Raw genomic sequence first — 18,035 nt, 5'->3', positions numbered from 1 at the left:
TCACCCGCCCGCCTATCCAACCAGGCTCGTCACGGGTTTCGACGACGGGCAAAGAGTTCTCGAAGACGACGGCGAGCATGGCGGTGAATTACGGCAGGTCTGCGGGATCGATACCCTGCTGCCTGAGCAATTCCGCCAGACGCGCCGCCCGTTGCTCGGCTTGCTCGGCACGTTGTACGGCCTGCTCAGCGAGCTGTTCGGCGCGCTCGGCCCGCTCGGTGAGTGCTTCGAACGTCTCGAAGCGTCTGCCGTCCGGGCGGAACAATTCCAGGTTGCCGTCCGCATCGAGATCGAAGCGCACCCCCAGGCGGGGGCTCGTCCAACCCGTCATCGTCGGCACATCTGCCAGAAACTGGCCTTCGCGTGTAAACCCCGTCAGGGTCAAGCGATCCGGGTCGTAGATGTAGTATTCCTCGACGCCGTGGCGCTCGTAGAAGCTGAACTTGCGGGTCATCTCGGAGGGCGTGTTGCCCGGTGAGAGCACCTCGAAGACCACCGCAGGCGGCTTGTTGTCCTCTTTCCACTGCTGGTAGGAGCCGCGGTCGCCCTTGGGACGGCCGAAGACGACCATGGCGTCGGGAGCGGCACGCAGATCCGGCCAGCCTTCCACCGGGTACCACAGCAAATCCCCGGCGACAAACACCGTCGGATCGGCCACGAATACCACGTCGAGGCCCTTCTTGATATAGACGATCCACTCGAACTGCCGGGTGTTGTCCGCCATGGGCAGGCCGTCCGAGTCCGGATAAACGACGGGTGTTTCGACCGAAGGCATGGCAGGGCCTGAAGGATTGCGCCCATTTTATCCGCCTGCCTGGACTACTTCAAAAACACCACCGTCACCCCGTTGCCGCCCTCGGTGCGATCGGCAAATTCGAAGCGGGCGACGCGCGGGTGGCGTTCGAGGATTTCGTGGATGCCGTCGCGCAGCTTGCCGGTGCCGTGGCCGTGGATGATCCAGAGCGGCCCGCTTTGGCGGTTCAGTTCCGGCTCCAGGAGCGCTTCCGCCTCGGCGACGCGCCGCCCCCTGAGATCGATCGTCTGCGCTTCGGTGCGCACCAGCGGTTCTTGCTTGGGCGGTGAAGGCGGACGGGGAACTTCAGCCTGGGGCCGCGGTTTGGGCCGGGTCGCCGGGCTACCGGGGCGACGCAGTTGGCTTGCCGGTACGGTGAGCTTTAATATACCCACCTGCACACGCACCTGATCGCCGTTGTCGGGAGGGCTCAGCACTTCACCCATCTGGCCGAGCGGAACGATCTCGACTTTGTCTCCCGGTTGGGGGCGGTACTCGGCCGGGGCGGCGGACTCCTCGCCCAGGTACGCTTCGCCAACGGCTTTGAGCGCCTCGGAAGCCTGCTGGGCCTGCTGGGCGGTGGCATCGCCGCGCTGGAGGGTGCGGATCACCTGGGCTACTTCAGCGCGGGCCTCGGCCACCACCTCGCGCACCTGCTGGTCCTGGCGGGCGCGTAGGGCCGCCTCGCGCGCGTCGAGAAGCACCTGCTGCCTGAGCAAATCCGATTGCAGCCGCTCGACTTCGCCCCGCAATCGGGTGGTGGAGCGCACCTGCTCCTCCTGGATCTGCAACTGCTCCTGCAGAGCGCCGATCACCCGGTCGAGTTCGACGTCGCCCTCGCTCAGACTCGCCTGGGCCACCGCCACCACCTGCGCGTCGAGCCCGAGCCGCTCGGCGATCGTCAGGGCGTTCGAGCGCCCCGGTATGCCCCACAGCAGACGATAGGTGGGCGAGAGTGTGGCCAGATCGAATTCGACCGAGGCGTTTTCGAAGTGGGACTGGGTGTATTTGAGCGCTTTGAGTTCGCCGTAGTGGGTGGTGGCGAGCACCAGACCCGCCCGCTCGGCCAGGTGCACCAACAGGGCGCGGGCGAGGGCGGCACCTTCCTGGGGGTCGGTGCCTGCCCCCACCTCATCGAGCAACACCAGCGCATCGGGGGTGAGGGCCGCCAGAATCCGCACGATGCGGCGGATATGGCCGGAGAAGGTGGACAAATTTTGCTCGATCGATTGCTCGTCGCCGATGTCGGCCAGCACCCGGTCGAACCAGGGCAGCACCGCCGGATCGCGGGCGGGCACGAATAGCCCCGCCTGGGCCATCAGCACCACCAGGCCGAGGGTCTTGAGGGTCACCGTCTTGCCGCCGGTGTTGGGGCCGGTGATCACGACCGCCCGCACCGCCGGGTCAACGGGCAGATCGACAGGCACCACCGGGGTACCCTGCTCGTGGCGCTCCTGCCAGACCAGGAGCGGATGGCGCACCTGTACCAGCCCGCAGCCGCGCTCGCCAAAGCGGGGGCGCACCGCCCCCAGCCAGCTTGCGTAGCGGGCGCGAGCCGCCGCCAGGTCGAGATCCACCAGCACCCGATGCAGATGCAGCAGCTCCGTAGCGCGCTCGGCCACCAGGGCCGCGAGTTCGGCAAGAATGCGCTCGATTTCGACTTGCTCGGCGCGCATCCCTTCGACCAACCGATTGGTGGTATCGATCACCGCCATCGGTTCGACAAACAGCGTCTGGCCGCTTGCGGAAGAATCATGGACGATCCCCGGTACCTGATCGCGGTGGCTGACTTTGACCGGGACGACAAATCGCTCGCCCCGCTGGGTGATCAGACTTTCCTGAAAGCAGTTGGCCCGCCGCTGCAACAGTTGCAACAGCGTGCGCTGGATCTCGGCGCGCAACCGCCGGTGGCCCGAACGCAGATCGCGCAACTTCTCGCTCGCCCGGTCGGCCACTTCACCGGTATCGTCGATGCAACGGTAAATTTCTTGTTCCAGTTCCGGAAAAGTGCGCACTTCGGCCACCAACAACGCCAGTTCCTCCGCCTGGCCGGAATGCTCTTCGATCGCCCGGCGCAGGCGGCGGGCAGCCGCCAGGGTCGAGGCGACGGCCAGCAGCGCTTCACCGGTGAGCAGACCCCCGCGCCCGGCGCGCTCAACGTCGGAGGCAATGTCGTGCACCCCGTCAAAGGCGAGGCCGCCCGGGACGCTCTCGGCCAAGCGCAGGGCCTCCTCGGCGCGCTGCAGCCAGCGTTCGGCTTCGCTGCGCGCCTCGAAGGGCAACAATGTCTCGCATTCACCTTTGGCCGCCTTGGTCTGGGCGAAGGAAGCCAGCTGAGCGCAAAGGCGCGCCCAGCCCAGCAGTCCGCGCGTTTCAGCACCGAGATCCGCTAACAACACAATGAGCAAATCGGGTGAGCCGTGAAAGATGATGCAGCCGCACCCACTTGATCGATCGTAGTACAGGCCCTTGCTTTTGGCCGCCGGGCGGCTATGCCGTACGATAGACTCCCGGGTATGCAAAACTGTTGGCAATTGCTTTTGATGTACCTGGACCGCCAGAACAATGCTCACCACAATGAATTCAACCCCAGAACCGGTCTCCGACAAATCCTGCAGTAACTCCGCCCAGCGCATTTTAGAGACGGCGGAGTACTTTTTTGCCCGGTTGGGGTTCATGGGCACGCGCGTCGACGAGATCGCCCGCGTCGCCCACATCAACAAGCGCATGATCTACTATCACTACGGCAGCAAAGAAGGGCTTTACCAGGCGGTGCTCGAAAAACACCTCAAGCCGATGATCGAGATGAGCCGCCACGTGCTGCAAACGGACCTGCCCCCCGCCGCGATGCTGGAGCGGCTGCTCAACACCTACTTTGATTTTCTGGCCACCCACCGCGTCTACGTGCGGCTGATCAGCTGGGAGGTGCTCGGAGAGGGCAATCAGCTGAGCAACCTCGGTTTTCGCCGCCAGACTTTTGAGCAGGTGGTTCATTATTTCGAGGTGGCCCAGAGGCAGGGTAAGCTGCGTCCTGACTGCGATGTGAGCCGCACGCTGATGGCGGGGATGCTGCTGTGCTACTCGTACTTCTCCCAGATGCAATACATGCAGAGTTTTTACTCGGAAATCCTCGACGACCCCGAACAATACGAACACTGGAAGCGTTCGGTGTTGGCGATGCTTTTGCGCTCCTGCGGCCTCGAACCCGCCTGAAGCGCCAAATCCTTCCCGGTGTGGCATCGTTGAATCTATGATCCTGCTTACCGGCGCCACCGGTTTTATCGGTTCACACACCGCCCGAACGCTGCGCGAGCGCGGTCTTTCTGTACGCGCTCTGGTACGCTCGGGGGCGGACACCTCTGCGCTTAAAGCTCTGGAGGTGGACCTGGTCGTGGGCCACCTGGACGACAAAGCCTCCCTTGTCCGCGCCTGCACCGGGGTGGACGCGATCGTCCACCTGGTCGGGATCATCCGCGAACTGCCGCCGACGGTCACCTTCGAGCGCATCCATGTCGAAGGCACCCGCAACCTGCTTGCGGCCGCGACCGAGGCCGGAGTGCGCAAATTCGTCTACATCTCCGCCATCGGTTCTCGGCCCGACGCCATAGCCCGCTACCACCAGACCAAGTGGGCCACCGAAGCCCTGGTGCGCTCCTCGGGACTGACCTGGGTGATCTTGCGTCCCTCGGTGGTTTTCGGTCCGGGGGACGAATTTATCAACCTGCTGGCCAACGATCTGGTGCGCAAGCCGCCCTTTATTCCGGTCATCGGCCCCGGCACCAACAAGTTGCAACCCTTATGGGTCAAAGATCTGGCCGAAGTGATCGCCCGCTGCACCACCAGTTCGAGCTTCGACGGCCGCATCCTCGAAGTGGGCGGCCCCGAGCAGTTGAGCCTGCACGAGATCTTGGCGCTGCTGGCCCGGCACCTGCGCGTGCGCAAACCCTTCGTCTCGATTCCGATCGCCCTCGTTCAGCCCGCTGTCGCCCTGGGTAGCGCCATTGCCCCGCAACTGTTGCCCATCACCGCCGATCAACTGACGATGCTCCAGGAGGACAACATCACCGCCGAGCGGCCCTTCAGCGGCGAATTGCGGATGCCGCTGACCGACCTGGCCACCGGCATCCGCGAGTATCTCCAAAATTAAGGCAGTGCTTTATCATTGTTTAAGAAATATTCGGGTCCCCAGATGGAAGTTCTCAAGTGGGTTGTCACGATCGTCGTGCTGTTGTTTGTGGCCATCTTCGCCTTCGGCTTCCTGTCCGGGGATCCGAGCCGCAACCCCGGGCGGGGCAGCGGGCAGTAGATAGATGCCGGGTGCCGGCGTTTGTGGGCCGACACCCGAATCTCTAAACTCAATGGGCGCCCGAGCCGATGGCGGCCCCGACCGGGGCGGGCTGGAGCAGACTGAGCCAATGGCCGTCCGGCGTGCGCATCGCCGCCACCTTGCCGAAGGAGGGCTCGCGGACCCGACCTTCCAGCTTGGCTCCCAGGGCTTCGAGCGCTGCCATGGTGGCAGCCAGGTCATCGACGACGAAGCTGAGAATGGGCGAAGCGCCGGCCGGGTGGGGATTTTCTGCGTAGTGCAGAGCAAGGATCGTTCCCCCGGTCTCCAACTCTCCCCAGCCGGGCGAGGCCGTTTTGACGGTCAGGCCCAGGCCTTCGCTGTAGAATTTCGCTGCCGCCATCACGTCCGGGACCATCAGCATGATGTGTCTAAACTGGACTGTCATCGGTCTATCCTCCGTCTCAACCAGCTTTAAGCTAGCAGAGCCCTGATTCGGTATGCTGAGTTCATTCAGCAGGAGTGTTCATGCCGTACCTTCCGGCTCTGCCGCCCGCACCGCCGCCCCTGGTGCGTCTGGTCCAGGCGGATCCTCAGGCGCCCGCCAAAAATCCGCCCCCTGAGCGTGCCCGCGATCTGCAGGCCCAGGGGGCGGGACAGGCCCAGGATCTTTCTACCGGCATCGACAACACCGCCCTGCAGCCGCGCGAGGAGGGGGTGCCCGTGGGCGGAGCGCTCAAGCCCGGCGAGGAGGTTTTCCTGGATGCCGATACCCAGCAGTACGACCAGATCAATCGGGTCTTTACCGCCCGGGGCAACGTCAAGATGCGCCTGCGCGAGGTTTTGTTGAGCGCCGACCAGATGCAAGTCAACCTGGACACCCGTCTGGCCGTTGCCGAGGGCAACGTCAAGCTGGTGCAGGGCGAACAGCGCATCGCCGGTACGCGCATGGAATACAACTTTGCCCGCAAAGAAGGCGTCCTGCTCAATGCCACCGGCCGCATCGACACCAAGGCCGAGAGCAAAGTGCGCATCAACACGCCCCTGGCCGCCGATCTGACCGGGGCTTCCGAACTGCCGCCCCCGCCCAAGCCCCGGGGCGGCATCCTGCGCTTCGAGGCCAAGCGCATCGTGTTCAACGCCGAAGGTTGGCGCGCGGAGGATCTGCGCGTCACCCCCGACCAGTTCGACCCGCCCGAACTGGAGCTGGTAAGCGCGCGGGCGACGTTGCGCGAAATCGGTCCGGGCAGCAACCGCCTGATGATCGATTCGGGGACGCTTTTTTTTGATCAAAATTTCGCGATGCCCTTTCCGGCCATCGAGAGCGTGATCGACAACGAAAAGCGCAAGCCCCCCTACGAAGTCGGCTCCGACTTTCTCGACAAAGGCGGCGTCTACTACCAGCAAAACCTTTATGTCGAATTTGCCAAGAACATCACTTTTCAAATCTCACCCCAGCTGTACATCCAGCAGGCCCTCAGTTCCAACAGCTTCTTGGATCCCAAAAATTTTGGTCTGCAGAACAAATTGAGTGTCGAGTACGACAATGGCCAACTCACCCGCCTGTTCTCCGAGATCAACGGCCTAGTGCTCGACGATCTTGAAAATCGCGTGCGCGCCCGCCTCGAACACATCGTCCCCGTCGGCAATCACACGCTCACTTTTAGTTACGCGTACCGGGAGCGCTTTTTTAACTATTTGCTGGGCTTTCAGACGGCCCAATCCAACCTCGGCATCACCCTCGATTCGCCGCTGATCACCCTCGGAAGCTCGGGCGTGCGGCTTTCCTACCAGGCCAACGCCGCACTCATCTCCGCCAACACCGATCAGCCGCAACTGGATAGGCAGCCGGATTTGGGCCGCTTTCGCGTGGCAGGCTCGCTTTCAAAGACCATCACCCTCCTGCAGGCAGAATTCTTACCACTGTCGCGCGAGACCCTGCGCTTTACGCAGATACCGGTCACCCCCGGTTTGTTTCTGGATGTGGGGACTACCCTTGTCCAGTCGTGGTACTCCAGCGGCGACAGCCAGGGCTACCTGGGGGGGCGCGTGAGCCTGTTCAGCATTCTGGGCCGCTTCAGCCGCGACTTTCTCGATTACACCGCCCTCAGCCTTTCGTACAACAACGGTTTTGTGAACGGCGAATCGCCGTTTTTGTTCGACCGGGTGGCTTCGCGCGAGCAAGTGTTCGCCGGCATCACCCAGCAGATCTACGGTCCCCTGCGCTTTGGAGTGCAGACCGGCATCGATCTGACCTTCGGACGGGCCGTCGACACCTTCTACACAGTCAGCCTCGATCGGCGCACCTACTCGCTGTCGATCACTTACAACCCGGTGCGCCAGACCGGCGGTTTTCAGTTGCGGGTGGATGATTTTAACTGGGGCACCAACGCCTACGGTCGCCCTGACCAGGTCACCGATGTGGTTGGCGGCGTCGAGCGGTTCAACCGCAACGGACCGGGCAGTCCGTGAACCCCTGCGCTGCTACGATGGCTGGAGAACTCTGGGCAGGAGTATGAAACCGACGCTGCTGATCTGCGAGCGCAAGGTGGACGATACCCTCGTGATGCGGGCTTATCGCATCGAGGAGCACCATGTGGTGGCTGTCTGGGGGTTGAGCGGCACACCATCGCCGCCCAAACGCTTGCTCTACGAAAATTTCGACGAACTCGACCGCAGCTGGTCTACCTTCGCGGCCATGGATGCAGCCACACTGCACCACGAACTCAGCCAGCGGCGCGAGGGTCTGCAGCCGCGCCTGCCGCGCATCCAGCGCAATCCCAACCGTCGGCGCGACCGGCAAGGGGATTCCCCCGCCGCTGCAGAGCGGCCCTACCGGACAGGAGAGCGCCCCGAGCGCCCGCGCATCGAGCGACCCCGCCGCTTCAACCCTCAACCCGGCTCCTAGCATGGGCTCGGTCGTCGCCATCGATCTCGGGGGTACCGCCATCAAAGCCGGCCGTTACGACGGACAGGGCCGGGAACTGGCGAGCGCCACGATCGCAACCCCCCGGCCGAGCACCCCCGAGGCGGTGCTCGCAGCCCTGAGCGCTCTGGTGGCGGTGCTCGATCCTGGAAGGGAAGCTGTCGCTCTCGGCGTGGGCGTACCGGGGTTGGTCGATGTCGGCGGCCGGCTGGTGTACACCTGCATCAACCTCGACGGCTGGCGCGACGTGCCGATGGCCCGCCTGCTGGAGGAGAAGACCGGCCTGTCGACGGTGCTGGGCAACGACGCCAACCTGGCCGGTTTGGGAGAAAACTGGCTCGGCAGCGCCAGCCGCTTCGGCCACGTCATCTTCATCACCCTGGGTACGGGCGTGGGGGGCAGCCTTATCCACAATCGCCGACTATTCACCGGTGCCCACGGCCTGGGGGGCGAGTTGGGCCATATGGTCTTCGATCCGCGCGGTCCGCGCTGCAACTGCGGCAGCAGCGGCTGCCTGGAACAATTTATCGCAGCCCCAGCCATCGCCCGCCGCTTCGGGCTTGACCCCGCGGTGCTCGGCGAGCGGGCGGCAGCAGGTGACCCCCAGGCCCTCGAATGTTGGCGGCAGGTGGGGCGCGACCTGGGCTACGCCCTGGTCGGTCTGGTGAACCTGCTCGACCCGGAGGCGGTGGTGATTGGCGGCGGGGTGAGCAAAAGCTGCCCCTACTTCCTGAGCGAGGCTGAGGCTGAAATTGACCGCCGCTCGATCATCAAGCGGCCCTGGTTGCAACTTTTGCAGGCGGAGCTCGGCAACGAAGCAGGTTGCATCGGCGCGGCGCGCCTGGCATTTCTAACGTTTACTTCTTGAGTTTTGTCGTTACTTAATTAGAGCTCTGCTTCGGCCTGGGTTGCTGTGACGACGTTATGTTTATTAACTTCAGAATGGTTTATAGACGTGATGCAAGTGTTGACTTACTGAAAACAGCCAATGTATTCTACGGGCAATTGCATAGTTTAGTGATTGAAGGATTTGGCCTCACCTGGCCACCCACTCTCAAAGGATGAATGCTATGGATTCCAAACGGTTAGTTTATCTGCCGCTGCTTACTGCTGCATTAACCCTGAATGTGACGATGGCCGGAGCCGTTGAACCGGCTCCTGAAGCCCTCAGCGGTCCTACCCTCCAACCTGAGGGATTGATTGCTCCACCGGAAATTGCACCTCGCACCGCCCCGGCTGCAACCACTTCGACAGTACCGTCTCTGCGTGCGCTTAATAGCGATTTCAACAGTGACGGCATTCCAGATATCGTCTGGCGGCTGCGCGGCAATAGTACCAGCAAGGGGGCCAACGTTCTGTGGCTGATGAATGGTACGAGCTATGCTTCGACGGTCACCCTGCCCGCGGTGACCGATCTGAACTGGTTCATCGCGGGCACGGGCGATTTCAACGGCGACGGCAATACTGATATTCTCTGGCGCAACAACAAGCCCGGTCCGACCAATACCCAGCAGGGCCGGATTGTGGTCTGGCTGATGGACGGTTCTACTTATCTGAGTACCGTCGATTTGCCCGGCGTGAGCGACGGCGACTGGCACATCCGCGGGGCGGGAGACTTCGACGGCAACGGCAGTCCGGATATTGTCTGGCGCAATTACGTAACCGGGGCCAACACCCTGTGGCTGATGGAGGGTGCCAACTTGCTGCAGACCTCGGCCCTGCCGAGCGTGGGCGATCAAGGCTGGAACATCTTCGGCAGCGGCGACGGTGACTTCGACGGCAACGGCAGCCCGGATATTGTCTGGCGCAACGAAGTGACCGGTGCCAACACCATCTGGTTGATGAACGGCACCACGTTCGGTGGGGCTGTGTCCTTGCCTGTGGTCGTACCCAACGCGGGTTGGCAGCTCAACGCCTTCGGCGATTACAGCGGCGACGGCAAGCCGGATCTTGTCTGGCGCAATTACACGACCGGCGCCAATACGCTCTGGCTGATGAACGGCACTGCCTTGGGCAGCACGGTTGCGCTACCCGCCGTGGCCTCCCCCGACTGGAAGCTGGAGAGCCCGCGCTGAGGGGGGCGAGTCCGACCGGATATGCTTTTTTGAGCTGCTTTCACGCTTATTTGGTGAAAGCAGCTCATTGCACCTATGCGGACGGGACTTTTGCTCTCACCACGTGAGGGAACAGCGCAGGCAATCGCGTGATAGCGCCTCATATATTTTGCGGATTCTTTCTGCAGCCTGACTGAAGACATTCGATAATGCCAGCGTCCCTCTCGCGTCCCGGCACAGGCTATGGGTATCAAAAGGCTGGTCTTCTCACTATCGCTTTTCGCAGCGATTGCCGGATGTTCGGTGAGTTTCGCTGCTGAGCTGCAAGGGCAACTTGCAGGCGGTTCGCCCCTGCGGCCGGATGGTGTGCTCTTCAACGCTCCCTGGTTCGCAGTCCCGGGGGGTACCCCGGCGGCCGACGGCGATTTTGACGGCGACGGCGGCGGCGACATTCTCTGGCGCAACAATCAGACCGGCGAAAATGTCCTCTGGTATCTCAACGGTACGACCTACACGAGCACCGTCGCATTGCCGCCGGTCTCCGACTTGAACTGGTTCATCGCCGGCACCGGCGACTTCAACGCCGACGGCCAGACAGACATTCTCTGGCACAACAACGGTTCCAGCCCTGAGAATACCCAGCGGGGGAGCGTCTCCGTCTGGCTCATGCGCGGGGCGACCTATCTCACCAGTGCCGCCTTATCCTCGACCGTCACAGGCGACTGGCACCTGCGGGGAGCGGGCGACTTTAACGGCGACGGCAGCCCGGATATCATCTGGCGCAACTACACCACCGGTGCCAACGTACTCTGGCTACTCAACGGTGTGCTCGTCACCGAGATCATCAATCTTCCCTCGGTCTCCGAAAGCGGCTGGAATATCTACGGCAGCGGCGACAGTGATTTTGACGGCAACGGCACCCCGGACATCGTTTGGCGCAACAACCAGACCGGGGCTAATACTATCTGGTTCATGAACGGTACGACTTACTCTACTTCCGCCGCCATACCTTCGGTCTCAGACCTCGACTGGCAAATCTCCGCCGTCGGTGAGTATAACAACGACGGCAAACCCGACCTGGTCTGGCGCAACAACCAAACCGGCGCCAACACCATCTGGCTGATGAACGGCACTGCTCTTGTTCAAACCGTGGCACTGCCCGCCGTCGGAGAGCTGCGCTGGAAAATGGTCGGCCCTCGCTAGGTTCAGGCGGAAGGGTGCAATAGTGGCCAAATAGATATAAATGCGTTGCGATCATGGCGCTGCACGCTGGGGGACTGTGGTCTCCTCCCAGATTTGGGACGGATCGCTGTCATGGGAGGATCAACGAACAGGGCGCCGTTGTGGTCCGCTGGTGTATTTCAAACTGTTTACATAATTTTCGATTTCGTTAGATAATATCTCCGATCCGTTGAGTGAGCAGGATATCGAGATGCATCGAAATAGGTTGTCTTATTTGTCCCTCGCCCTTGCTGCCGTTCTGGCGCTTCCGGCTTCCGCCGTCGTCACAGGCCCGATTCCCGAGCCGGCTCAAGGTCCTGCCCTGCAGCCGGATAGTGAGGTCAGTGCTGCCAAGGCCGCTTTAGAGTTGATTGGTGGGGGTGCTGTGCTCAACAGTGATTTCGATGGCAACGGCTCTTCAGACATTGTTTGGCGCAACTACACCACCGGCGCCAATACTGTCTGGCTACTCAACGGGGCAAACTTTGTCTCTTCCGTCTCCTTGCCGTCCGTCAGCAACCTGGGCTGGTTCATTGCCGCCACCGGTGACTTTAACGCCGACGGCAGTGTTGATATTCTTTGGCGCAATAACTTGGTGCAGCCGGGCAATACCCAGCAAGGCCTCAATTCTGTCTGGTTGATGAACGGGACGACCTACGTTGGTAGCGTCAGTTTACCTGCCCAACTTGATTCCAACTGGCGCATCCGGGGTGCGGGCGACTTCAATGGCGACGGCAGTCCGGATATCGTCTGGCGCAACTTCGCCACAGGTGCCAACGTTCTGTGGTTGATGGACGGCGTCATTTTGACCTCGACCGTTTCCTTGCCCGCGGTGGGACTCGATTGGGTTATTTACGGTAGTGGCGACGCTGACTACGACAACAACGGCACCCCGGATATTATCTGGCGCAATACCAAAACCGGTGCAAACAGCATCTGGCTTATGGACGGGCCCGCCTACAGTGCGTCCGCCATCCTCCCCGCGGTAAGTCCAAACGTCGGCTGGGAACCGAATGCCTTCGGCGATTACAGCGCTGACGGCAAACCCGATATTATTTGGCGCAACTACACTACCGGAGCCAACACCCTCTGGTTGTTGGACGGTACGACGTTTGTGGGCTCACTCGCACTCCCGGCGGTGGGTGATCGCAACTGGGAGATGGAAGGACCGCGCTAAAGCGGTTTGCTCAAAAACAGCGCCCGCGTCTGAAATCCCATTGCAGCGTACAGCCCGAGGGCGGCGGTGTTATCAGGCAGCGACTGCAGCAGCAGTTGCGAGTCGCCCTGGGTGCGGGCGATCTCCGAAGCCCAATCGAGCAAAAAGCGGCCGAGTCCCCGGCGACGGTGCTCGGGGCGGACGTACAGCAGGTGGACGTAGGTGCTCTGCGCGCCGCTGAACTGGTCCCACGCCCGCCCCAACCACAGACAGCCCACCTCTGTAGAGTCCTGCATCGCCCACCAGAGCGGCGTGCGGCGCGCGTCGAAGACGCGCGCGAGCAGGTTGTCGATGGTCCCGGGAGCCTCGGGGATTTCACCCAATTCGCCGAGCAGTTCCTTGAGAAAGCGGCGCAGGAGTGCACGGTCCTGGGTCTTGCCCGCGCGCAGGTGGTAGCCCTCCGGGAGACTGTTCACGGCGCACTGCTTGCAGGCACGGACCCGGAAGGATCCATCTGGGCCGGCGCCTTCATGTCCGCGGGCAAGAAGGCGCGCGAGGACATCAGCACCAAGGCAAATACGAACACGATCAAAACGGTAAAAAAGAGCAAATTGCCACGCATAGGCTGGGCACCCGACGACAAAAAAACGATCAGCGCGGCCGCGGGCGACCGCATCCTTCCATGATGGCCGAGCGGGCTCCGCAACATTGCGACAGCCGCGCTCAAAATTGCCCGAGGCTGCTGCTAGACTGATTAGCACTGTGCTAGCGATACGGGCAGATTATGGTAGACGCATTGCGCGAGGCGAACACCGCATCCCAGTCTGAGCGGCGGGAAACTTTGCTCACCCCCCGGTTTTACACTACCGACTTCGAAGCCTTGGCCAAACTGGATATCTCGGCGATGGAAGCCGACTTCGAGGCCCTGCTCGCCGAATTTCAGGCCGACTACAACCGCGAGCACTTCCAGCGCGACGCGGGCTTTGTGGAGCAAGCCCACCAGATCGATCCGCAGTGGCGCGCGTTGATGCTCGAATTTCTCGAGCGCTCCTGCACCTCCGAATTCTCGGGATTTTTGCTCTACAAAGAAATTTCCCGCCGTCTCAAAGCTGCCAATCCGCTGCTCGCCGAGTGTTTCAAAGCGATGTCGCGCGACGAAGCGCGCCACGCCGGTTTCTTGAACAAGGCGATGGGCGACTACGACCTGGGCCTCGATCTGTCGAACCTTGCCAAGCAGAAAAAGTACACTTTCTTCAAGCCCAAGTTCATCTTCTACGCCACTTACCTGTCGGAGAAGATTGGCTACTGGCGCTATATCGCCATCTTCCGGCACCTCGAGCGACACCCTGAAAACCGTATCCACCCGTTATTCAATTACTTCAAGAACTGGTGCCAGGACGAGAATCGCCACGGCGACTTTTTCGGGCTGATTCTCAAAAGCCAGCCGCAGCTGCTCAAAGGTCCGATCAACCGGCTGTGGGTCCGCTTTTTCTTGCTGTCGTTCTGCCTGACCATGTACCTCAACGACCGCAAGCCCCACAACCTCTACAGCGCCCTCGGCCTCGACGCCTCGCATTACGCGATGGAGGTGTTGCGGCAGACCAACCTCGATAGCGGCAAGGTCTTTCCGCTGATTCTCGATCTGGATAATCCCCGCTTTCAGCGCCATCTCGATCGCTGCGCGGACTTGAATTTGCAGCTTGAGGCGCTCTCGGGAAAAAGTCCTCTGGCCCGCCTACCGGTGATCGCAGCCCTTGCCGGCACCATTGCCCAACTGTTTTTGCTCAAACCCGTGGCGCCCCCGGCCCCCGAAATGGTGCGCTGACGGTGGCTAGAAGGGTCGGGGCCTTCGTGGGCGGGTTCTTGCTGGGCACAGCTGTGGGTAGTGTGCTCGGGTTGCTCCTGGCACCGCGATCCGGCGAGGAGACGCGCCGCCGCCTCAAGCGCTCGGTCGCCACCATACCGGGAGCCGCCGAGGAAGTGGCCGAGGACGCCCAGCAACGCGTCGACCGGCTGGTGCAGTCGGCCCGGCGCAGCCTCGATGAAACGATTGCAAGGCTCAACGAAGCGATCGAGGCCAGCAGACCCATCCAGGCTCCGCCCTCGGCAAAACCGGACAACAACGGTCAGACGGTTCCACCGGCACCGGCTGTCGAGCCTTAAAGACACTAAAACAGGGAAGAGAATGCGGCTCTCCCCTGTGTCCGGTCGGTAGAACCTAGTAGAGTTCGTCTTCTTTGTGGGTTTCGATCGAGCAGTTGGAGGTCGGGTAAGCGACGCAAGTCAGTACATAACCCGCTGCAATCTGGTCGTCATCCAGAAAAGACTGATCGCCCTGATCGATCGTCCCGCTCACCATCTTGCCGGCACAGGTCGAGCAGGCGCCCGCGCGGCAGGAGAAGGGCAGGTCCAGGCCCTGGCGCTCGGCTGCATCCAGGATGTACTCATCACTGGGACAGTCGATCTCTTTTTTGCCACTGGGGGTGACCAGGGTTACTTTGTAAGTTGCCATGTCGGTTGTTCTCCCGATTGAGGACTAAGAAGCCACAACTCCTCAAGGTACCATAAGCCCGATCGGGATCAGTGGGCGCTTCTAGGTATTTTTTCTCACCTGATCCTCAGGCAAAATCGTGTCAATCTGAAAGCAGCGCACCACTTCATTCACCATGCAAACCCTCGACCCGGTCACTCCCGCTCTGTTGCCTTTGCGCCGCGTCACCCGGCCGGTGCAGGTGGGGGCGCTCACCATCGGCGGCAACGCCCCGGTGGTTGTCCAATCGATGATCAACGAGGACACCCTCGACACCCCGGGGGCGGTGGCGGCCATCCGCGCCCTGCACAAAGCCGGCTGCGAGCTGGTGCGGGTCACGGTGCCGAGCCTGGCCCACGCCCGCGCCCTCGAGCGCATCCGCAAGACCCTCGAAGACACCTACCGGCCGGTGCCCCTGGTCGCCGACGTCCACCACGACGGCGGTCCCATCGCTCTGGAAGTGGCCCGCCACGTCGACAAAGTGCGCATCAACCCGGGATTGTTCGTCTTTCGACGGGCGCGCTTGGGCGACTACACCGCCGAGGACGTCGAGCGCGCCCGCGCCCAGATCCGCGAGGAACTGAAGCCCCTGGTGGATGTCCTGGGTGCCCAGGACAAGGCGATGCGCATCGGTGTCAACCACGGCTCGCTCTCGGAGCGGATGCTCTATATCCATGGCGACACCCCCGAGGGCATGGTCCAATCGGCCGTCGAATTTGTCGAGATTTGCGAGCAGCTGGGCTATCACAATCTGGTAATTTCCCTCAAAGCCTCGCGCGTGCCGGTGATGATCGCGGTCTATCGCCTGGCGGCCAAGCTGCTCGACGCCCGGGGGATGCACTATCCCTTTCACCTCGGGGTCACCGAGGCGGGCGACGGCGAGTACGGCCGCATCAAATCGACCGCCGGGATCGCGACGCTGTTGGCTGACGGCATCGGCGATACGATTCGCGTTTCGCTCACCGAAGATCCGCTCAAAGAAATTCCGGTCTGCTACGGTATCCTGCAGGCCCTGGGCCTCAGGCGGACGATGGTCGAGTACGTCGCCTGCCCCAGTTGCGGGCGGACGCTGTTTAACCTCGAGACCGTTCTGCACCGGGTGCGCGAGGCGACCCGCCACCTCACCGGCCTCAACATCGCCGTAATGGGCTGCATCGTCAACGGCCCCGGTGAGATGGCCGACGCGGATTATGGTTACGTGGGCAAGACCCCCGGTACGATCTCGCTGTATCGGGGCCGCGAGGAGATCAAAAAGGTGCCCGAAGCTCGCGGCGTCGAGGCACTGGTTGATTTAATCAAGTCCGATGGCCGCTGGGTGGATCCGTAAACGGGTTGCGCTCCGGTGTAGAGGCCGCAGTACGCGAGGGCGCCTTACAAGCGATTTTCAAGCAGCGGCGCCGTTTTTGCTGTCCAAAGCGTGCCCAACAGCCGCAGGGCAATCCGAGTGCAGTGCTTTTCCGTAATCCGGTTGGAATGCAGGAGAAGCTCACCATGAAAGACGCATTAACCAACCGCCGCGCCCTGCTGGACTTGTTGGGAGCCGCCGCCGCCGCCGCGGGTATCCGGTTGTGGGCCGATTCGCCCGCTGTTCGGGCGATGGAGACCGGCTCCGCTCCGCCCCTGCCCCTGCGTGGACCGCTGCCCGACTTTACAGGGATCACCCAGTGGTTGAACACGCCCAAACCGCTCACAGTAGCGGACCTGAAGGGTAGTGTCGTTCTGGTGCACATCTGGACCTTTGCCTGCATCAACTGCCAGCGCACCTTGCCCTACGTCGTCCGCTGGCACGAAACCTATGCTGCGCGGGGGCTGCGGGTCGTGGGCGTCCACACACCCGAATTTGCCTACGAGCGCGATATCGAGAACATCCGGCGGGCGATGCAGCAGCACCGCATCACCTATCCGAACGCCGTGGACAACCGGTTTGCCACCTGGAAAGCTTACAACAACGAGTACTGGCCGCACCTGTTCCTGGCCGATCGCCAGGGTCGGTTGCGCTACGACCACATCGGCGAGGGAGCCTACAACACCACCGAGCGGGTGATCCGCACGCTGCTTGACGCCTAGGAGGGTCGGCCCCCCTTTTGCGGGGGGCCGGTCCACCGACTTTCCTGACCTTCGTTCTCAGGAGCCGACGATCATGGTTGCTGTACCGTTGGGTCTGGCGTTTGCCGGTGGCTTTCTGACCGTGCTCTCGCCGTGTATTTTGCCGGTGTTGCCGATTCTGGTGGGCCGCTCGCTGCGCTCGCACCGCTTCGGGCCGGTGGCGCTGGTGATTGGGCTGGTGGGCGGTTTTGCCCTGGCGGGCAGTCTGTTGGGCGTCACCGCCGAGTGGTTCGCGGGGCTGGCAAGTTTCCTGCGCACCGCCGCCATCGCGCTGTTGCTCGCGCTGGGACTTGCAGCCCTCTTTCCGGAGCGGAGCGAGCGGCTGTGGGCGCGCCTGGGGGGATTTCAGCCCCTGGAACCCAAGCAGGACGGCTTGTGGGGGGAATTGCTGGTAGGCAGCCAGCTTGGCTTGATCTGGACTCCCTGCGCCGGGCCGGTGCTCGGTTCGATCTTGACCCTGGCGGCGGTGGGGGGACAACCGACGGGAGCTTTCGGCCTGCTGCTGGTCTACGGCTTGGGAGCGGCGGTGCCGATGCTGGTCTTCGCCTACGGCGGCCGTTACCTGAGCGCTCGGCTATTGGGGCTGCGCGCCCAGGGCGAGCTGTTGCAGCGGATCGCAGGCGCCGCGGTGGCCGCGTCGGCCCTGGCGATTCTGCTGGGCTGGGATGTGACTGTGCAGCTGTGGCTTGCTCCCCTGCTGCCGACGCCGACACTGTAATTCGTTTGTTGCAATCTTTGACGACCGGTCGGCTGCGTAAAATGGGACGCAGCCGACCATTTCTTTAGAAACCATCCGCTCGGACCCATGCCATACATCGACGCAACGCTATGGTAGCTATCGCCAGAATCGGCAAGTGATCGCGGTGGGGATGTACGTTTCACTGTATATTCGAGAAACATATGTTTGTAAAATTACATCAGACGTATCGTGGGAGCCGGTTCCTCCGTGGGCATGGACACTGAA

At 62.2% G+C, this 18,035-nt stretch carries 20 protein-coding genes; 15 read left to right on the top strand and 5 right to left on the bottom strand.

Annotated features, from left to right (window positions below; translation table 11 throughout):
* Nucleotides 1-88 precede the first annotated feature (88 nt).
* Both GLL_RS18770 and GLL_RS18765 read right to left on the bottom strand, forming a co-directional pair.
* Complete coding sequence (locus tag GLL_RS18770) at nt 89-775, bottom strand: Uma2 family endonuclease (RefSeq protein ID WP_011143627.1); 687 nt, start codon at nt 773-775, stop codon at nt 89-91.
* A 44-nt stretch (nt 776-819) separates the two neighbouring features.
* A complete protein-coding gene (locus GLL_RS18765) occupies nt 820-3,192 on the bottom strand; it encodes an endonuclease MutS2 (protein WP_011143626.1) in 2,373 nt (790 codons plus the stop codon).
* Nucleotides 3,193-3,370: 178 nt separating this feature from the next.
* On the opposite strand from GLL_RS18765, the gene GLL_RS18760 reads away from it, so the two are divergent.
* Genes GLL_RS18760 through psbI form a run of 3 tightly spaced genes read left to right on the top strand, consistent with a single transcriptional unit; the run spans nt 3,371 to nt 5,099 of the window.
* A complete protein-coding gene (locus tag GLL_RS18760; RefSeq protein WP_011143625.1) occupies nt 3,371-4,006 on the top strand; it encodes a TetR/AcrR family transcriptional regulator in 636 nt (211 codons plus the stop codon).
* A 37-nt stretch (nt 4,007-4,043) separates the two neighbouring features.
* Complete coding sequence (locus GLL_RS18755) at nt 4,044-4,940, top strand: complex I NDUFA9 subunit family protein (RefSeq protein WP_011143624.1); 897 nt, start codon at nt 4,044-4,046, stop codon at nt 4,938-4,940.
* A gap of 42 nt (nt 4,941-4,982) precedes the next feature.
* A complete protein-coding gene (gene psbI, locus GLL_RS18750; protein WP_011143623.1) occupies nt 4,983-5,099 on the top strand; it encodes a photosystem II reaction center protein I in 117 nt (38 codons plus the stop codon).
* A 49-nt stretch (nt 5,100-5,148) separates the two neighbouring features.
* Here the strand turns inward: psbI and GLL_RS18745 are convergent, their stop codons facing one another.
* Nucleotides 5,149-5,526, bottom strand: coding sequence for a VOC family protein (locus GLL_RS18745; RefSeq protein WP_011143622.1), 378 nt, complete (start codon nt 5,524-5,526; stop codon nt 5,149-5,151).
* Between the two features lie 80 nt (nt 5,527-5,606).
* Here GLL_RS18745 and GLL_RS18740 point away from each other — a divergent pair, with 80 nt between their 5' ends.
* From GLL_RS18740 to GLL_RS18715, 6 genes are all read left to right on the top strand, one after another.
* Complete coding sequence (locus tag GLL_RS18740; RefSeq protein ID WP_164929343.1) at nt 5,607-7,550, top strand: DUF3769 domain-containing protein; 1,944 nt, start codon at nt 5,607-5,609, stop codon at nt 7,548-7,550.
* A 43-nt stretch (nt 7,551-7,593) separates the two neighbouring features.
* Entirely contained in the window at nt 7,594-7,986 is a 393-nt protein-coding gene (locus tag GLL_RS18735; protein ID WP_011143620.1) for a hypothetical protein, read from the top strand.
* Between the two features lies 1 nt (nt 7,987).
* Nucleotides 7,988-8,872 (top strand): ROK family protein, encoded by an 885-nt coding sequence (locus GLL_RS18730; RefSeq protein ID WP_011143619.1) that lies wholly within the window; start codon nt 7,988-7,990, stop codon nt 8,870-8,872.
* Between the two features lie 202 nt (nt 8,873-9,074).
* Nucleotides 9,075-10,079 carry an FG-GAP repeat domain-containing protein gene (locus GLL_RS18725; RefSeq protein WP_164929342.1) on the top strand — a complete coding sequence of 335 codons (1,005 nt, stop codon included), beginning with the start codon at nt 9,075-9,077 and terminating at the stop codon, nt 10,077-10,079.
* A 282-nt stretch (nt 10,080-10,361) separates the two neighbouring features.
* Nucleotides 10,362-11,261 carry an FG-GAP repeat domain-containing protein gene (locus GLL_RS18720; RefSeq protein ID WP_231848257.1) on the top strand — a complete coding sequence of 300 codons (900 nt, stop codon included), beginning with the start codon at nt 10,362-10,364 and terminating at the stop codon, nt 11,259-11,261.
* Between the two features lie 208 nt (nt 11,262-11,469).
* Nucleotides 11,470-12,456, top strand: a complete 987-nt coding sequence (locus GLL_RS18715) for an FG-GAP repeat domain-containing protein (protein WP_231848256.1) — start codon at nt 11,470-11,472, stop codon at nt 12,454-12,456.
* Here the strand turns inward: GLL_RS18715 and GLL_RS18710 are convergent.
* Nucleotides 12,453-12,911, bottom strand: a complete 459-nt coding sequence (locus GLL_RS18710; protein ID WP_164929341.1) for a GNAT family N-acetyltransferase — start codon at nt 12,909-12,911, stop codon at nt 12,453-12,455. The two genes, GLL_RS18715 and GLL_RS18710, sit on opposite strands and share 4 nt — an antisense overlap.
* A gap of 54 nt (nt 12,912-12,965) precedes the next feature.
* Between GLL_RS18710 and GLL_RS18705 the strand changes: the two genes are divergently transcribed.
* The 3 genes from GLL_RS18705 to GLL_RS18695 all read left to right on the top strand — a co-directional run bounded on the left by GLL_RS18705 (nt 12,966) and on the right by GLL_RS18695 (nt 14,598).
* On the top strand, nt 12,966-13,121 hold the full coding sequence (locus tag GLL_RS18705; RefSeq protein WP_164929340.1) for a hypothetical protein: 156 nt from the start codon (nt 12,966-12,968) through the stop codon (nt 13,119-13,121).
* 98 nt (nt 13,122-13,219) lie between these two features.
* Nucleotides 13,220-14,260 (top strand): magnesium-protoporphyrin IX monomethyl ester (oxidative) cyclase, encoded by a 1,041-nt coding sequence (gene acsF / locus GLL_RS18700; RefSeq protein WP_011143614.1) that lies wholly within the window; start codon nt 13,220-13,222, stop codon nt 14,258-14,260.
* A gap of 2 nt (nt 14,261-14,262) precedes the next feature.
* A complete protein-coding gene (locus GLL_RS18695) occupies nt 14,263-14,598 on the top strand; it encodes a YtxH domain-containing protein (protein WP_011143613.1) in 336 nt (111 codons plus the stop codon).
* Between the two features lie 55 nt (nt 14,599-14,653).
* On the opposite strand, the gene GLL_RS18690 is transcribed toward GLL_RS18695, so the two are convergent.
* Nucleotides 14,654-14,947: a ferredoxin gene (locus GLL_RS18690; protein WP_011143612.1), complete on the bottom strand. Its 294-nt coding sequence runs from the start codon at nt 14,945-14,947 to the stop codon at nt 14,654-14,656.
* Between the two features lie 154 nt (nt 14,948-15,101).
* Between GLL_RS18690 and ispG the strand changes: the two genes are divergently transcribed.
* The 3 genes from ispG to GLL_RS18675 all read left to right on the top strand — a co-directional run bounded on the left by ispG (nt 15,102) and on the right by GLL_RS18675 (nt 17,789).
* A complete protein-coding gene (ispG, locus tag GLL_RS18685) occupies nt 15,102-16,292 on the top strand; it encodes a (E)-4-hydroxy-3-methylbut-2-enyl-diphosphate synthase (protein ID WP_011143611.1) in 1,191 nt (396 codons plus the stop codon).
* 164 nt (nt 16,293-16,456) lie between these two features.
* Entirely contained in the window at nt 16,457-17,032 is a 576-nt protein-coding gene (locus GLL_RS18680) for a redoxin family protein (protein WP_197530042.1), read from the top strand.
* Between the two features lie 73 nt (nt 17,033-17,105).
* Nucleotides 17,106-17,789, top strand: coding sequence for a cytochrome c biogenesis CcdA family protein (locus tag GLL_RS18675; RefSeq protein WP_011143609.1), 684 nt, complete (start codon nt 17,106-17,108; stop codon nt 17,787-17,789).
* Nucleotides 17,790-18,035 lie beyond the last annotated feature (246 nt).

Source organism: Gloeobacter violaceus PCC 7421, assembly GCF_000011385.1.
Lineage (GTDB): Bacteria > Cyanobacteriota > Cyanobacteriia > Gloeobacterales > Gloeobacteraceae > Gloeobacter > Gloeobacter violaceus.
Note: the sequence above shows the minus strand (reverse complement) of the source record. Positions and strands in the feature narration are given on the sequence as shown.

Excerpts from the sequence above, each read along its gene's own strand:
- GLL_RS18770 (WP_011143627.1), bottom strand. The coding sequence starts at position 775 with ATGCCTTCGGTCGAAACACCCGTCGTTTATCCGGACTCGGACGGCCTG.
- GLL_RS18760 (WP_011143625.1), top strand. The coding sequence starts at position 3,371 with ATGAATTCAACCCCAGAACCGGTCTCCGACAAATCCTGCAGTAACTCC.
- GLL_RS18755 (WP_011143624.1), top strand. The coding sequence starts at position 4,044 with ATGATCCTGCTTACCGGCGCCACCGGTTTTATCGGTTCACACACCGCC.
- psbI (WP_011143623.1), top strand. The coding sequence starts at position 4,983 with ATGGAAGTTCTCAAGTGGGTTGTCACGATCGTCGTGCTGTTGTTTGTG.
- GLL_RS18745 (WP_011143622.1), bottom strand. The coding sequence starts at position 5,526 with ATGACAGTCCAGTTTAGACACATCATGCTGATGGTCCCGGACGTGATG.
- GLL_RS18740 (WP_164929343.1), top strand. The coding sequence starts at position 5,607 with ATGCCGTACCTTCCGGCTCTGCCGCCCGCACCGCCGCCCCTGGTGCGT.
- GLL_RS18735 (WP_011143620.1), top strand. The coding sequence starts at position 7,594 with ATGAAACCGACGCTGCTGATCTGCGAGCGCAAGGTGGACGATACCCTC.
- GLL_RS18730 (WP_011143619.1), top strand. The coding sequence starts at position 7,988 with ATGGGCTCGGTCGTCGCCATCGATCTCGGGGGTACCGCCATCAAAGCC.
- GLL_RS18725 (WP_164929342.1), top strand. The coding sequence starts at position 9,075 with ATGGATTCCAAACGGTTAGTTTATCTGCCGCTGCTTACTGCTGCATTA.
- GLL_RS18705 (WP_164929340.1), top strand. The coding sequence starts at position 12,966 with ATGTCCGCGGGCAAGAAGGCGCGCGAGGACATCAGCACCAAGGCAAAT.
- acsF (WP_011143614.1), top strand. The coding sequence starts at position 13,220 with ATGGTAGACGCATTGCGCGAGGCGAACACCGCATCCCAGTCTGAGCGG.
- GLL_RS18690 (WP_011143612.1), bottom strand. The coding sequence starts at position 14,947 with ATGGCAACTTACAAAGTAACCCTGGTCACCCCCAGTGGCAAAAAAGAG.
- ispG (WP_011143611.1), top strand. The coding sequence starts at position 15,102 with ATGCAAACCCTCGACCCGGTCACTCCCGCTCTGTTGCCTTTGCGCCGC.
- GLL_RS18680 (WP_197530042.1), top strand. The coding sequence starts at position 16,457 with ATGAAAGACGCATTAACCAACCGCCGCGCCCTGCTGGACTTGTTGGGA.
- GLL_RS18675 (WP_011143609.1), top strand. The coding sequence starts at position 17,106 with ATGGTTGCTGTACCGTTGGGTCTGGCGTTTGCCGGTGGCTTTCTGACC.